We start from the raw sequence: 13,200 nt of genomic DNA, 5'->3' as shown, positions 1-13,200 counted from the left end.
TTTTCCCGCGCGCCGATCCGGGGCAAGCTGGCGCACCCGAACCGGAGACCCCGCGATGCGCGCCCGCCTGATCCTGCCCCTGCTCCTCGCCTTCGCCGCCGCGCCGCTTCGCGCCGCCGACATCGGCCCGCCGATGACCGCCGAAGACTTCGATGCGCGCACGCTTGGCAAGACGATCACCTATTCTGCCGGTGGGCAGGTCTATGGCATCGAGGAATACCGCCCCGGCCACAAGGTCGTCTGGGCCTTCGCCGAGGGCGACTGCCACGAGGGCGACTGGTTCCAGCAGGGTGCGCAGATCTGCTTCGACTATCACGACGACACGCCGCTGCAGTGCTGGACCTTCCACGACAGCCCCGAGGGCCTCGTCGCCCGTTTCGAGGGGCGCGACGATGGCGAGCCGCTGATTTCGCTCAAGGAAAGTGCGGCGCCGCTGAATTGCCCGGGGCCGGATCTGGGGGTCTGAACCGCCCGGCGGCGCGCCCGGTGACGGCGGGCGGCGTGAGTATTTTTGCCAAGAAAAAACCAGGGGCCTGTTCGCGCGACGTCACCGCCGCGCCGCCCCGGCACGGGAAAAAGCCCTTTGCGCTTTTTCTTGGCCCAAATACTCATCCGACCGTCGTCACCGGCGCGGCGGGGTCAGAACAGGCTGCCCTGCTCCGGCGGTTCGTCCTTGCGCGTCCGGCGGCGCGGGGCTGCCGCGGCGGCGGCGGGGCCCGGCGGCAGGGCCGTGCCGGCGGCGCCCGGGTGGGCGGGCACGCGGCCGTCGTGGAACTCGATTTCCAGCTCGATCGCGGCCGCGGCCTCGGCGGCGCGGGTAACGAGCGTCTCGCCGGTGCGCACCACCGCATAGCCGCGCTTCAGGGTCTCGCGATAGCCAAGCGTCTGGCGCATCCGGTCGAGCCGGTCGAGCCGCTCGGCGAGCGCCGCAAGCCGGGCCTGCGGGGCGCGCGCGAGCCGGTCCGTCAGCCCCGCGAGTGCCGCGCGATTGCGCACATTCGCCCGGTCGGCCTCGAGCCGGGTGCGGGCAAGCGCCGGGGCAAGGCGCGCCGCCAGCGTTTCCAGCCGGCGCCCTTCCTGCGCGAGATAGCGGCGCAGGATCGCCGGCGCGATCCGCGCCTCGAGCGGCGCAAAGCCCGCGCGCTTGCGCACCGTCACCATCCGCAGCGCCGGCGCGAGCCGGTCCGACATCAGGTCGAAGCGCTGCCGCGCCGGGGCGATCAGCGTCTCGGGCCGGCCAAGGGCGCGGGAGAGGTCGCGCAGCCGCTGGCCGTGGCCCTCGACACGGCCGCGCGCCGCGCGCGCCATCCGCGCCTCGGTCTCGGCCAGCCAGGCGGCAAGATCGGTGCGCACCGGCACCGCGATCTCGGCCGCCGCGGTCGGCGTCGGCGCACGGCGGTCGGCGGCGAAATCGATCAGCGTGGTATCGGTCTCGTGCCCCACCGCCGAGATCAGCGGAATCCGGCTGGCCGCCGCCGCGCGCACCACCGCCTCTTCGTTGAAGCCCCACAGGTCCTCGAGCGAACCGCCGCCGCGGGCGACGATGAGCAGATCGGGCCGCGGGATCGCGCCGCCCACGGGCAGGGCGTTGAAGCCGCGGATCGCCGCTGCCACCTCGGGTGCGCAGGCCTGCCCCTGCACCGCCACCGGCCAGATCAGCACCCGGCGCGGGAAGCGCTCGCGCAGCCGGTGCAGGATGTCGCGAATGACCGCGCCCGAGGGCGAGGTGACGACGCCGATCACGCCCGGCAACCACGGCAGCGGCTTCTTGCGGTGTTCATCAAACAGGCCCTCGGCGGCAAGGGCGCGCCGCCGCGCCTCGAGCATCGCCATCAGCGCGCCCGCCCCCGCGGGTTCGACGTCATCGACGATGAGCTGGTATTTCGACTGGCCCGGGAAGGTGGTCATCCGGCCGGTGGCGATCACCTCCATCCCCTCCTCGGGGCGGATCTGCATCCGCGCCACCTGCCCCTTCCAGCTCACCGCGGCGATCACCGCGCTTGCGTCCTTGAGGTCGAAATACATGTGGCCCGAGGACGGGCGGCTGACGCGGCCGACCTCGCCGCGCACGCGCACGCGGCCGAACTCGCCCTCGATCACGCGCTTCACCGCGCCCGAGATCTCGGAAACCGTGTATTCATGGGCATTGCCGCTGCCCGGGCTGTCGTCGAGAAGGTCCATCTGCGCCTTGCCTGATGTCAGGTCTGACCTTAGAAGGCCGGAAAGCGAAGGCCAAGGGGGTGCGCCGATGAACATTCTGATCCTGGGCGGCGGCGGCCGCGAACATGCCCTTGCCTGGGCGGTGAAGCAGAACCCGAAATGCGACCGGCTGATCGTCGCGCCGGGCAATGCGGGCATCGGTGCAATCGCCGATCTGGCCGCGATCGAGCCGACCGATGCGGCGGCGGTGCTGGCCTGCGTCGAGGAAAACGCCATCGACTTTGTCATCATCGGGCCCGAGGCGCCGCTGGCCGCGGGCGTGGCGGATGCGCTGCGCGCGGCCGACATCCTGGCCTTCGGCCCCTCGGCGGCGGCGGCGAAGCTCGAGGCCTCGAAAGCCTTCACCAAGGAGGTCTGCGACGCCTGTGGCGCGCCGACCGCCGCCTGGGCGCGGTTCTCGGACGCCACGACGGCAAAGGACTATGTCCGCGCGCAGGGCGCGCCGATCGTGGTCAAGGCCGACGGGCTTGCCGCGGGCAAGGGCGTGATCGTGGCGATGACGCTCGACGAGGCGCTCGCCGGCATCGACGAGATCTTCGGCGGCGCCTTCGGCGCGGCCGGCGCCGAGGTGGTGATCGAGGAATTCATGGCGGGTGAAGAGGCAAGCTTCTTCATCCTGTCGGACGGCACCGATGTGCTGCCCGTCGGCACCGCGCAGGACCACAAGCGCGTGGGCGATGGCGACACCGGGCCGAACACCGGCGGCATGGGCGCCTATTCCCCCGCCCCGGTGCTGAGTGCCGCGATCCAGGAACAGGTGCTGTCCGAGATCGTGCGCCCGACGATCGCCGAGATGGCGGCGCGCGGCACGCCGTTCCAGGGCGTGCTTTACGCCGGGCTGATGATCGAGAACGGCCGCGCCCGGCTTGTCGAATACAACGTCCGCTTCGGCGACCCGGAATGCCAGGTGCTGATGCTGCGCCTTGGCGCGCAGGCGCTCGATCTTCTGCTTGCCTGCGCCGAGGGGCGTCTGGCCGAGGTCGAGGCGCAATGGGCCGACGACCATGCGCTGACCGTGGTGATGGCGGCGAAGGGCTATCCGGGCGCCTATGTGAAGGGCAGCGAGATCCGCGGTCTGGCCGATCTGCCCGAGGACAGCGCGCACATGGTCTTCCATGCCGGCACCGTGCTGAAGGACGGCAAGGTGCTGGCGACCGGCGGGCGCGTGCTGAACGTCACCGCCCGCGGCGCGACGCTGAAGGAGGCGCAGGAGCGCGCCTATGCGATGGTCGACCGGATCGACTGGCCCGAAGGGTTCTGCCGGCGCGACATCGGCTGGCGGGCGCTCTGAGCCGAGGCGCCGAAGGGGGGCGCTGCCCCCCTCACCCCCCGGGATATTTGCGGCAATTGGAAGACGAGAGGCGCCATGCTGCCGCGAGGGCGGGGGCCGCTCAGGGCCGCAGATAGGCCCAGCCGGCGCGTTGCAGCTCGATGAGACGGACCACGCCCGAGGGCACGATCTGCGCTGCGGGGAGAAGTGCGGGGGCCGCCCCCTCGTCGCGGGTGATGCCACGCAGGGTGTTCGCGCAGGCCGAGAAGCGCACGCCGTCGGCGGCAAGCTCGGCCACCTTTTCCGGCAATGGCGAGAGGTCGGCGCGCAGCAGCGCGAGCCCCGGCCCGTTTGCCACCAGCTCGACCGCGACCGCCTGCCCCGCCTGCGCGTAATGCGCGCACAGGTTCGCGATGTTGTTCAGCGCCATCCGCATCCGCGCCGCATCGCCCTCGTCGAGGTGGACCGCCACCTGCACCGTTTCGTCCATTCCGTCCTCCGGATCAGCGCCTTGCGGCGAAGAAGGCCTTGAGCAGCGCCTCGGCCGCGCGCGCCCCGATGCCGTCGTAGACCTCGGGGACATGGTGGCTTTGCGGATGCGCGAAGATCCGCGGCCCCTGCGCCACGCCGCCCGATTTCGGATCGGCCGCGCCATAATAGATCCGCGCGATCCGCGCCTGACCGAGCGCCGAGGCGCACATCGGGCAGGGTTCGAGCGTGACATAGAGGTCATGGCCCGGCAGCCGCTCGGACCCGGCCGCGGCGCAGGCCATGCGCAGCGCGAGGATCTCGGCATGCGCAGTCGGATCGCTGAGTTCGCGGGTGCGGTTGCCGGCACGGGCGACGACGCGCCCGCCCGGGGCGACGATCACCGCGCCCACCGGAACCTCGCCGCGGGCGGCGGCGGCGCGCGCCTCCTCGAGCGCGAGATCCATGTAGGAGGTGAAGCTCATGCCCCTTCATCGCCGCGAAACCGGCCCCGTGCAAGATGCTTTGCAAGGGCCACGGAAAGGTGTAGAGCGCCGCCTTGGCCGCGGCTTCCGCGCCCCGTTTCCCGTTGAAGGACTGCTCCGATGACCGATACCCCCGAAGCCCCCGCCGCGCCCCGCGGCGAAGCCGAACGCATCGCCAAGGTGATCGCCCGCTCCGGCGTCGCCTCGCGCCGCGATGCCGAGAAGATGATCGTTGCCGGCCGCGTCACGGTGAACGGCAAGCCCGTCACCTCGCCCGCGCTCGATGTTGCCCTCACCGACAAGGTGGTGATCGACGGCAAGCCGATCGACGCACCGCAGGAAACCCGGCTGTGGCTCTATTACAAGCCGCTTGGCCTCGTCACCACCGAGAAGGACGAGCAGGGCCGGCGCACGATCTTCGACGAGATGCCCGAGGGCATGCCGCGGGTGCTGAATGTCGGCCGGCTCGACCTCAACTCGGAAGGGCTCTTGCTGCTGACCAATGACGGCGGGCTGAAGCGCCGCCTCGAGCTGCCCGAGACCGCCTGGCTGCGCAAGTATCGCGTCCGCGTCAACGGCCGGCCGATGAACGACACCTTCGACCCGCTGCGCCGCGGCATCACCATCGAGGGCGAGGAATTCCTGCCGATGGAAGTGACGCTCGACCGCCAGCAGGGGGCGAACGCCTGGCTGACCGTGGGCATCCGCGAGGGCCGCAACCGCGAGATCCGCCGCGCCATGACCGAGATCGGGCTGACGGTGAACCGGCTGATCCGGGTCAGCTATGGCCCGTTCCGACTGAACGAGATGCAGCCCGGCGAGGTGATCGAGGTGAAGCGCAAGATCCTGCGCGACCAGCTCGGCGACCGGCTGTTCTCGGGCATCGAGGATGGCCGCCCGCCGCGCGCCGAGCTGATCGAACGCGCCCAGTCCCGCGCCACCCGCCGCGCCCGCGAAGAAGGGGACGGCGGGGAGCGCCGCCCGTTCGCTTCGCGCCGCGAGGACGGGGCCGAGAAGAAGAGCTTCGGCCGGCAGAAGGACTTCGCCCAGGGCGGCGCCCCGCGTGGGCCCCGGCCCGAGGGTGACAAGCCGTTCCGGCCCCGTGACGGGGAGCGCGAGGGCTTCCGTCCGCGGCGCGACGGCGACGACCGAGGCCCGCGCCCCGAAGGCGGCAAGCGCCCCTTCGGCCCGCGCTCGGGCGAGGAAGGCCGTGGTTTCAAGCCGCGCGGCGAGGGTTTCCGCTCGCATCGCGACGAGGAGAGCAAGTTCGGCCGCGGTCCGCGCCCGGCTCGTGACGAGGGCGAAAAGCGCCCCTACGCCGCCCGCTCGGGCGAGGAGGGCCGCGGCGGCAAGCCCGGCTTCGGCGGCAAGCCGCGCTTCGGCGACAAGCCGTCCTATGGCGATAAACCGCGCTTTGGCGACAAGCCGCGTTCGGGGGATCGCCCGTCCTATGGCGACAAGCCCCGTTCGGGCGATCGTCCGTCCTACGGCGACAAGCCGCGTTCAGGCGACCGGCCGGCCTACGGCGACAAGCCCCGTTCGGGGGACCGGCCGTCCTACGGCGACAAGCCGCGCTCGGGGGACCGGCCGTCCTATGGCGACAAGCCGCGCTCGGGCGACCGGCCGTCCTACGGCGACAAGCCGCGTTCGGGCGATCGTCCGTCCTATGGCGACAAGCCGCGTTCGGGGGACCGGCCGTCCTACGGCGACAAGCCCCGTTCGGGGGACCGGCCGTCCTACGGCGACAAGCCGCGCTCGGGCGACCGGCCGTCCTACGGCGACAAGCCCCGTTCAGGCGAGCGTCCGGCCTATGGTGACAAGCCGCGTTCGGGGGACCGGCCGTCCTATGGCGACAAGCCCCGTTCGGGCGAGCGTCCGGCCTACGGCGACAAGCCCCGTTCGGGGGACCGTCCGTCCTATGGCGACAAGCCGCGCTCGGGGGATCGCCCAGCCTACGGCGACAAGCCGCGCTCGGGCGAGCGGCCGGCCTATGGTGACAAGCCGCGCTCGGGGGATCGTCCGGCCTACGGCGACAAGCCGCGTTCGGGCGAGCGTCCGGCCTATGGCGACAAGCCGCGCTTCGGCGGCAAGCCCGGCTTCGGCAAGCGCCCCGAGGGCGGCGAGCGGAGCGAGGGCAAGCCCGCGGGCTTCAAGTCGCACGGCTTCAAGAGCCAGGGCGGCAAGGGCAAGCCGCGCGCCGAGGGCTTCAAGAGCCACCGCGACGGCAGCGCCGGCAAGCCCGGCGGCAAGCCCTTCGGCCGCCCCGGTCCGAAGCGCGGCTGAGCGCGCAGACGCCACGCCGAACCGAAAGGGGGAAAGCCCGCGCGGCTTTTCCCCGCCCCGGCCCTGCCGCTTGGCACTGGAAGCGGGGCGCGCGAATGCCTAATCTCTGACCGGGCGGGACCTTTCCCGCCGCAAAGACCCCGGGGGTTCCATGTCGCGCAAGACCGTGCAAACCATCGCTTTCTGGCTGCTCGTCGTGCTGACCTTCCTGGTCGCGCTGAAAGGGACGGTCTGAGATGGCGCAGCGTTTCGGCGGCAAGTACAGCCCGCAGCCCAGGAATGACGAGGGCTATCCGGGCGTCGCACCCGACCGCGTGCCGCAAAACCCATCCGAGCCCCGCCATCCGCTGCTGCGTCGCCCGGTCTGGCTGATCGTCGCCGCCGCGCCACTGCTGCCGCGCGCCTTCGGCGACGGGCCCGAGGTGCTGGCCCGCAACCTGGCGGCCTTTGCGCTGATCGCCGGCGGCGCCTGGCTGATCCGCGAGGGGCTGCGCGCCGAGGCCGCCTGGCAGGCGCGCCGCGTTGCCCGCCGCCCCGCCCTGCCGCGCAAGGCGCTTGGCGCCGTCATCGGCGGCATCGGTCTGGCACTGGCCGCCGTGGCCGCGGGAATCGCAGGCGCCGCGGTGATCGGCGTGATCGGCGCCGGGCTGGCGCTTCTGGCCTTCGGCCCCGACCCGATGCGCGACAAGGGGATGGAGGGCATCGACCCGTTCCAGCAAGACCGCGTCGCCCGCGTCGTCGCGGAGGGCGAAAAGCACCTCGCCGCGATGCGCGAAGCGATCGTGCGGGCGCAGGACGCCCTGCTCAGCGCCCGCGTCGAGCGCTTTGCCGCCACCGCGCGCGAGCTCTTCCGCGCCGTCGAGGAGGACCCGGGCGATCTGGGCGCCGCGCGCCGCTACATGGGCATCTACCTTGAGGGGGCACGCGACGCGACGGTCAAATTCGCCGACCTCTGGGCCGCCACCCGCGACGCGCAGGCGCGCAGCGATTACGAGGCGCTGCTCGACGATCTCGAGGCGAATTTCACTGCCCGAACCCGCAGCCTGATCGCCGGCGGGCGCGAGGGGCTCGATATCGAGATCGAGGTGCTGCGCGAACGGCTGGCGCGCGAGGGGGTGACGGGCCCGGCGGTCACCGGGACCGCGAAGGACTGACCCCGGATCGGAAACGCAGCGTTTCGCCGACACCGGGGGATTTCCACGCGCGGTCACGACCGGGTCACAAATCCGCCCCGCTTCGCCGCAATCCTGAGGCCTCTCAGAAGGCCGAGGTCCCACCGATGCGCAAGTTCCGTCCGATTTTGTTGTTGCGTGCCGCGGCCCTTCTTTGCGCTGTTTTCCTGCTCGCCCATGTCACCTCCGCGGCCGAGCCGGTTTCCTTCGCCGAGGCCGCGCGGTCTTTCCTGAAGACCGGGCTGTTCTTCATCGCCCTGCCCGCCGCCCTCGTCGCGATCGCGCTGCACCAGCCCACGCGCCGCGCGATCGTGCGCCTTGCCCCCCTTGCCGGGGAAGAGTTCGACCGGCTCACGCGCTATCTGCGTGCCCGGCTGCCGCGGCGCCGGGCGGCGGCGCAACCGGCGCCCGAGGACCCCGCCGAGCAGCTGCCGATGCTGCTTGCGGCCACCAAGCATCGCCTCGACGCGCTGCACCGCTTCCTGCGCGACGGCGCCCCCGAGCTGCTGCCGGCCTTCGCCGAATACGGCGCCGCGATGAACCGGCTGCAATCCGAGCTGGCCGCCCGCCCCGAGGCCCACGCGCTGGCCCGCCCGCATCTCACCCGCGGCCTCGACACGCTGGAAACCGCCACCGGGAAACTTTCGGTTGTCCTTGCCGGCGCGCCGGATGAATATGCGCTCGGCAGCTATTGCGACACGCTCGAACGACTGACGGGCGAGGCGCTGGCTTGCGTGTACGGGATTCGCACGGCATGGCGCTCGGGCGAATCCGGGGTGTCACTGGCGGGCGAGTTGGGGCACAGCTGACCCCGCCCCCGCAAACCGGGGGTGTGTATGACCGAGACCGTGCGTGAGAAGGCCGCTCTGGCCGTGGCCGAAATCGAGACCGTGGCGCAGGCCGTGCTCGCCGATCCCGGCAAGGAGATGGTGGCGCTTGCTGCGGCCCCGGCCCCGGTGGCCGAGGAGATCCGCGCCCGCATGGCCGAGATCAACCTCGGCGACAGCAGCTCGATCATGTATTTCGGATCGCGGGCCCAGAACGACCTGCAGGCGGTCAGCCAGGAGATGCTGGCCGATGTGAAGAACAAGGACGTCGGCCCCGCGGGCGACAGCCTGAGCGCGATCGTCACCACCATCCGCGGCTTCTCCGTCTCCGAGCTCGACGTGCGGCGCAAGCAGAGCTGGTGGGAGCGGCTGACCGGCCGCGCCGCGCCCTTCGCACAGTTCCTGGCCCGCTACGAGGCAGTGCAGACCCAGATCGACCGGATCACCGACGACCTCCTCAGCCACGAGACGAAGCTGCTCAAGGACGTGAAGGCGCTCGACCTGCTCTATGCGAAGACGCTCGGCTTCTATGACGAGCTCGCGCTTTTCATCGCCGCGGGCGAAGAGAAGCTGCGCGAGGTCGACGCGACGGTGATCCCGGCGAAGGAGGCCGAGGTCGCCGCCGCCCCCGAGGAACAGAAGGTGCTGCGCGCGCAGGAGCTGCGCGACCTGCGCGCCGCGCGTGACGATCTCGAGCGGCGGGTGCATGACCTGAAGCTGACGCGGCAGGTGACGATGCAGTCCCTGCCCTCGATCCGGCTCGTGCAGGAAAACGACAAGTCGCTGGTGACGAAGATCAATTCGACCCTCGTCAACACCGTGCCGCTGTGGGAAACGCAGCTTGCCCAGGCGGTGACGATCCAGCGCTCGGCCGAGGCGGCACGGGCGGTCAAGCAGGCCTCCGACCTGACGAATGAGCTGCTCACCGCGAATGCGAAGAACCTGCGCGAGGCGAATGCGGCCGTGCGCACCGAGATGGAGCGCGGCATCTTCGACATCGAGGCGGTGAAGGCCGCGAATGGCGAGCTGATCGCCACCATCGAGGACAGCCTGCGGATCGCCGACGAGGGCAAGCGCAAGCGCGCCACGGCCGAGAAGGACCTCGCGGAAATGGAAACGCAGCTGCGCGAGACGCTGTCCTCGGCGCGGGCGAAACCGACGGCGGACAAGGGCTGAGATGCGTCACCGGGAGGCATGGACACTGCGCGCCGGCGGCGCGATGGCACTGTGCGCGGCGCTCGCAGGCTGCCTGAACAGCCCTGCGCCCGCCGCGCGGCCGCCGGTGCTGGCCCCCGAAAGCACGCCCGCACCCCAGCCTGCCCCCGGCCGCTGGGGCGAAGGCACGGTGGTGACACCGCAGTCCGACGAGAGCCGGGCGATGCACGCCTATTACGTCAAGGTCGAGAAGACGCTGAAAAGTCGCGGGCTGATGCGTCAGGACGTCGCCCCGCGCGATGCCCCCTTCGGCGCGCGCCGGCTGGTCGACGATTTCATCCACATCGCGCTTTACGACGAATATTCGCGGCGCGGCGGCGCCTTCGTCGCCAGCCAGGCGGAAAGCCGGCTGCGCCGCTGGGAAGAGCCGGTGCGGATGTCGGTCGAATACGGCGCCTCGGTGCCGCTGCAGCAGCGCATCACCGATGACGCCTGGATCTCGGCCTATGCCGGCCAGCTCGCCCGGGCCAGCCGCCACCCGGTGGGGATGGTGCCCGCGGGCGGCAACTTCTCGGTGCTGGTGGTGAACGAGGACGAGCGCCGCGCCCTGGCCCCGCGGCTGCGCGCGCTGGTGCCCGGCATCGACGCGGCCTCGGTCTCGGCAATCACCGAGCTCTCGCCCTCGACCTTCTGCGTGGTCTTCGCCTTCTCGGAAGGGGCGGCGCCGAACTATTCGCGCGCGGTGGCGGTGATCCGCGCCGAGCACCCGCGCGATCTGCAGCTCTCGTGCATCCACGAAGAGCTCGCCCAGGGCCTCGGCCTGGCCAACGACTATCCGCGCGCGCGGCCCTCGATCTTCAATGACGACGAGGAATTCGCGCTGCTCACCCGCCATGACGAACTGCTGTTGCAGATCCTTTACGACCCGCGCCTGCGCCCCGGCATGACCGAGGCCGAGGCGCGGCCGATCGTCGAAATCATTGCATCCGAGCTGATGGGACCGGACGCCTGACCAAGGAGGGCCTGATGGGCATTCTCGACTTTCTCACCGGCGAATTCATCGACGTCATCGCCTGGACCGACGACACCCGCGACACCATGGTGTGGCGGTTCGAGCGCTATGACCATGCGATCAAATACGGCGCCAAGCTGACCGTGCGCGAGGGCCAGGCCGCGGTCTTCGTGCACGAGGGCCAGATCGCCGATGTCTTCGGCCCCGGGCTCTATCAGCTCGAGACCAACAACATGCCGGTGCTGACCACGCTGCAGCACTGGGACCACGGCTTCAAATCGCCGTTCAAGTCCGAGGTCTATTTCGTCAACACCACCCGCTTCAACGACCTGAAATGGGGCACGAAGAACCCGGTGATCTGCCGCGATCCGGAATTCGGCCCGGTGCGGCTGCGCGCCTTCGGCACCTATGCGATGCGCGTCACCGATCCGGCGAAATTCATGGCCGAGATCGTCGGCACCGATGGCGAGTTCACCTCGGACGAGATCTCGTTCCAGATCCGCAACGTGATCGTGCAGGAATTCTCGCGCGTCGTCGCCGCCTCGTCGATCCCGGTGCTCGACATGGCGGCGAACACCGCCGATCTGGGCAAGCTGGTGGTCCAGGCGATCGAGCCGGTGGTGGCGAATTACGGCCTCTCGACGCCCGAATTCTACATCGAGAACATCTCGCTGCCCGAGGCGGTCGAGGCCGCGCTCGACAAGCGCACCTCGATGGGAATCGTCGGCGATCTGAACCGATACATGCAGTTCAACGCGGCCGAGGCGATGGCACAGCCGGGCTCGGCCGCGGCGGCGGGTATGGGCGCGGCCATGGGCGCCGGCCTCGGCGCCGGCATGGGCATGGCGATGGGGCAGACGATGGCGGGGCAGACGATGGCGGGCCCCTGGGGCACGGCGCACGCCGCGGCGCAGCCGATGGCCCAGCCCGCCGCGATGGTGCCGCCGCCCCCGCCGCCGCCCGTCGAGAAGGTCTGGCATCTCGCGGTGAACGGCCAGACCCAGGGCCCCTACGGCCGCGGCCACCTCGGCCGGATGGTGAGCGAGGGCGGCTTCAGCCGCGACACGCTGGTCTGGACCCCCGGGCAGGACGGCTGGAAACCCGCGGGCGAGATCACCGAGCTTGCGCAGCTCTTCACCATCGCGCCGCCGCCCCCGCCGCCGGCACAGTGAGGCGTCGATGACCGCCCCGTTGCGGCAGACGCAGGCCGAGCAGCACTTCCCCTGCGAGGCCTGCGGCGCGGACCTGCGCTTCGCCCCCGGGCAGGAGCGGCTGGTGTGCGACCATTGCGGCCATGTCCAGGACATCCCCCGCGCCACCGGCCGCGGCGCGGCCGCGCTGCACGAGCTGCCGCTCGAGGCCGGGCTGCGCGCCGATCTGCCGATCGAGGAGCTCGAGGAGCACCGCACCCTTTCGTGCCCGAACTGCGGCGCCTCGATCGAGCTGTCGGGGCCCGAACACGCCACCCAATGCCCGTTCTGCGCGACCCCGGTCGTCACCGACAGCGGCACCAAGCGACAGATCCGGCCGCAGGGGCTGATCCCGTTCCGGCTGACCGAGGCGGAGGCGCGCGCGGCCCTTGGCCGCTGGCTCGGCAGCCTGTGGTTCGCGCCCTCGGGGCTGGCGCAATACGCCCGGCGCGGGCGCAAGATGACCGGGGTCTATGCCCCGTTCTGGACCTTCGATGCCGCCACCCGCACCCGCTACACCGGCGCGCGCGGCGATGCCTGGTACGAGACGCGGCAGGTCACGGTGATGGTCGACGGCCGCCCCGAGACCCGCACCGAGCAGATCCGCCACATCCGCTGGACCCCGGTCGCGGGCCAGGTCGCGCGCGATTTCGACGACGTGCTGATCTATGCCGCCCGCTCGCTGCCCGCCGCCCATGTCGACGGGCTCAGCCCCTGGGATCTGACCGGCCTCGTGCCCTACAGCCCCGATTACCTCGCCGGGCTGTCGGCCGAGGGCTACACCGTCGAGCTGATCGAGGGCCATCACCTCGCCCAGGCCGAGATGCTGCGGGTGATCCAGTCCGACGTGCGCCGCGACATCGGCGGCGACGAGCAGCGCGTGGCAAGCCTCGACCCGAGCTTCTCGGCCGAGACCTTCAAGCACATCCTGCTGCCGGTCTGGACTGCGGCTTACAAGTTCCAGGGCCGCTCCTTCCGCTTCGTCGTCAACGCCCAGACCGGCGCGGTGCGCGGCGACCGGCCGTGGTCGCCGTGGAAGATCGCGATTGCGGTCGTTTTCGGGCTGATCGTTGCCGCGGCGCTGGCCTATCTCTATCAGAAGCAGAACGGCTGACGGA

General features: G+C 71.1%; 12 protein-coding genes. 9 read left to right on the top strand and 3 right to left on the bottom strand.

From position 1 onward, the window contains the following. Positions 1-55: 55 nt before the first annotated feature. Positions 56-466, top strand: a complete 411-nt coding sequence (locus tag EOW66_RS03255) for a hypothetical protein (RefSeq protein WP_128154831.1) — start codon at positions 56-58, stop codon at positions 464-466. Between the two features lie 173 nt (positions 467-639). Here the strand turns inward: EOW66_RS03255 and xseA are convergent, their stop codons facing one another. After that, the gene (xseA, locus tag EOW66_RS03250) at positions 640-2,181 is read right to left on the bottom strand and encodes an exodeoxyribonuclease VII large subunit (RefSeq protein ID WP_128154829.1); all 1,542 of its coding nucleotides are present in this window, start codon (positions 2,179-2,181) and stop codon (positions 640-642) included. Between the two features lie 67 nt (positions 2,182-2,248). Between xseA and purD the strand changes: the two genes are divergently transcribed. Continuing rightward, positions 2,249-3,511 (top strand): phosphoribosylamine--glycine ligase, encoded by a 1,263-nt coding sequence (gene purD, locus EOW66_RS03245; RefSeq protein WP_128154827.1) that lies wholly within the window; start codon positions 2,249-2,251, stop codon positions 3,509-3,511. A gap of 100 nt (positions 3,512-3,611) precedes the next feature. On the opposite strand, the gene EOW66_RS03240 is transcribed toward purD, so the two are convergent. Both EOW66_RS03240 and EOW66_RS03235 read right to left on the bottom strand, forming a co-directional pair. Next, on the bottom strand, positions 3,612-3,980 hold the full coding sequence (locus EOW66_RS03240; RefSeq protein ID WP_164881015.1) for a DsrE family protein: 369 nt from the start codon (positions 3,978-3,980) through the stop codon (positions 3,612-3,614). Positions 3,981-3,993: 13 nt separating this feature from the next. Next, a complete protein-coding gene (locus tag EOW66_RS03235; protein ID WP_128154823.1) occupies positions 3,994-4,443 on the bottom strand; it encodes a nucleoside deaminase in 450 nt (149 codons plus the stop codon). Positions 4,444-4,563: 120 nt separating this feature from the next. On the opposite strand from EOW66_RS03235, the gene EOW66_RS03230 reads away from it, so the two are divergent. The 7 genes from EOW66_RS03230 to EOW66_RS03200 all read left to right on the top strand — a co-directional run bounded on the left by EOW66_RS03230 (position 4,564) and on the right by EOW66_RS03200 (position 13,196). Continuing rightward, positions 4,564-6,726 (top strand): pseudouridine synthase, encoded by a 2,163-nt coding sequence (locus EOW66_RS03230; RefSeq protein WP_128154821.1) that lies wholly within the window; start codon positions 4,564-4,566, stop codon positions 6,724-6,726. A gap of 236 nt (positions 6,727-6,962) precedes the next feature. Beyond that, positions 6,963-7,880, top strand: a complete 918-nt coding sequence (locus EOW66_RS03225; protein WP_128154819.1) for a 5-bromo-4-chloroindolyl phosphate hydrolysis family protein — start codon at positions 6,963-6,965, stop codon at positions 7,878-7,880. A 125-nt stretch (positions 7,881-8,005) separates the two neighbouring features. Then, on the top strand, positions 8,006-8,707 hold the full coding sequence (locus EOW66_RS03220; protein ID WP_128154817.1) for a hypothetical protein: 702 nt from the start codon (positions 8,006-8,008) through the stop codon (positions 8,705-8,707). 27 nt (positions 8,708-8,734) lie between these two features. Further along, a complete protein-coding gene (locus tag EOW66_RS03215) occupies positions 8,735-9,901 on the top strand; it encodes a toxic anion resistance protein (RefSeq protein WP_128154815.1) in 1,167 nt (388 codons plus the stop codon). 1 nt (position 9,902) lies between these two features. Beyond that, entirely contained in the window at positions 9,903-10,892 is a 990-nt protein-coding gene (locus tag EOW66_RS03210; protein WP_164881014.1) for a DUF2927 domain-containing protein, read from the top strand. A gap of 14 nt (positions 10,893-10,906) precedes the next feature. Beyond that, on the top strand, positions 10,907-12,064 hold the full coding sequence (locus EOW66_RS03205) for an SPFH domain-containing protein (RefSeq protein ID WP_128154813.1): 1,158 nt from the start codon (positions 10,907-10,909) through the stop codon (positions 12,062-12,064). 7 nt (positions 12,065-12,071) lie between these two features. Next, positions 12,072-13,196: a zinc ribbon domain-containing protein gene (locus EOW66_RS03200; protein ID WP_128154811.1), complete on the top strand. Its 1,125-nt coding sequence runs from the start codon at positions 12,072-12,074 to the stop codon at positions 13,194-13,196. Positions 13,197-13,200: the final 4 nt, after the last annotated feature.

Origin of the sequence: Paenirhodobacter huangdaonensis (assembly GCF_004022465.1) — a bacterium.
GTDB lineage: Bacteria > Pseudomonadota > Alphaproteobacteria > Rhodobacterales > Rhodobacteraceae > Rhodobacter > Rhodobacter huangdaonensis.
Note: the sequence above shows the minus strand (reverse complement) of the source record. Positions and strands in the feature narration are given on the sequence as shown.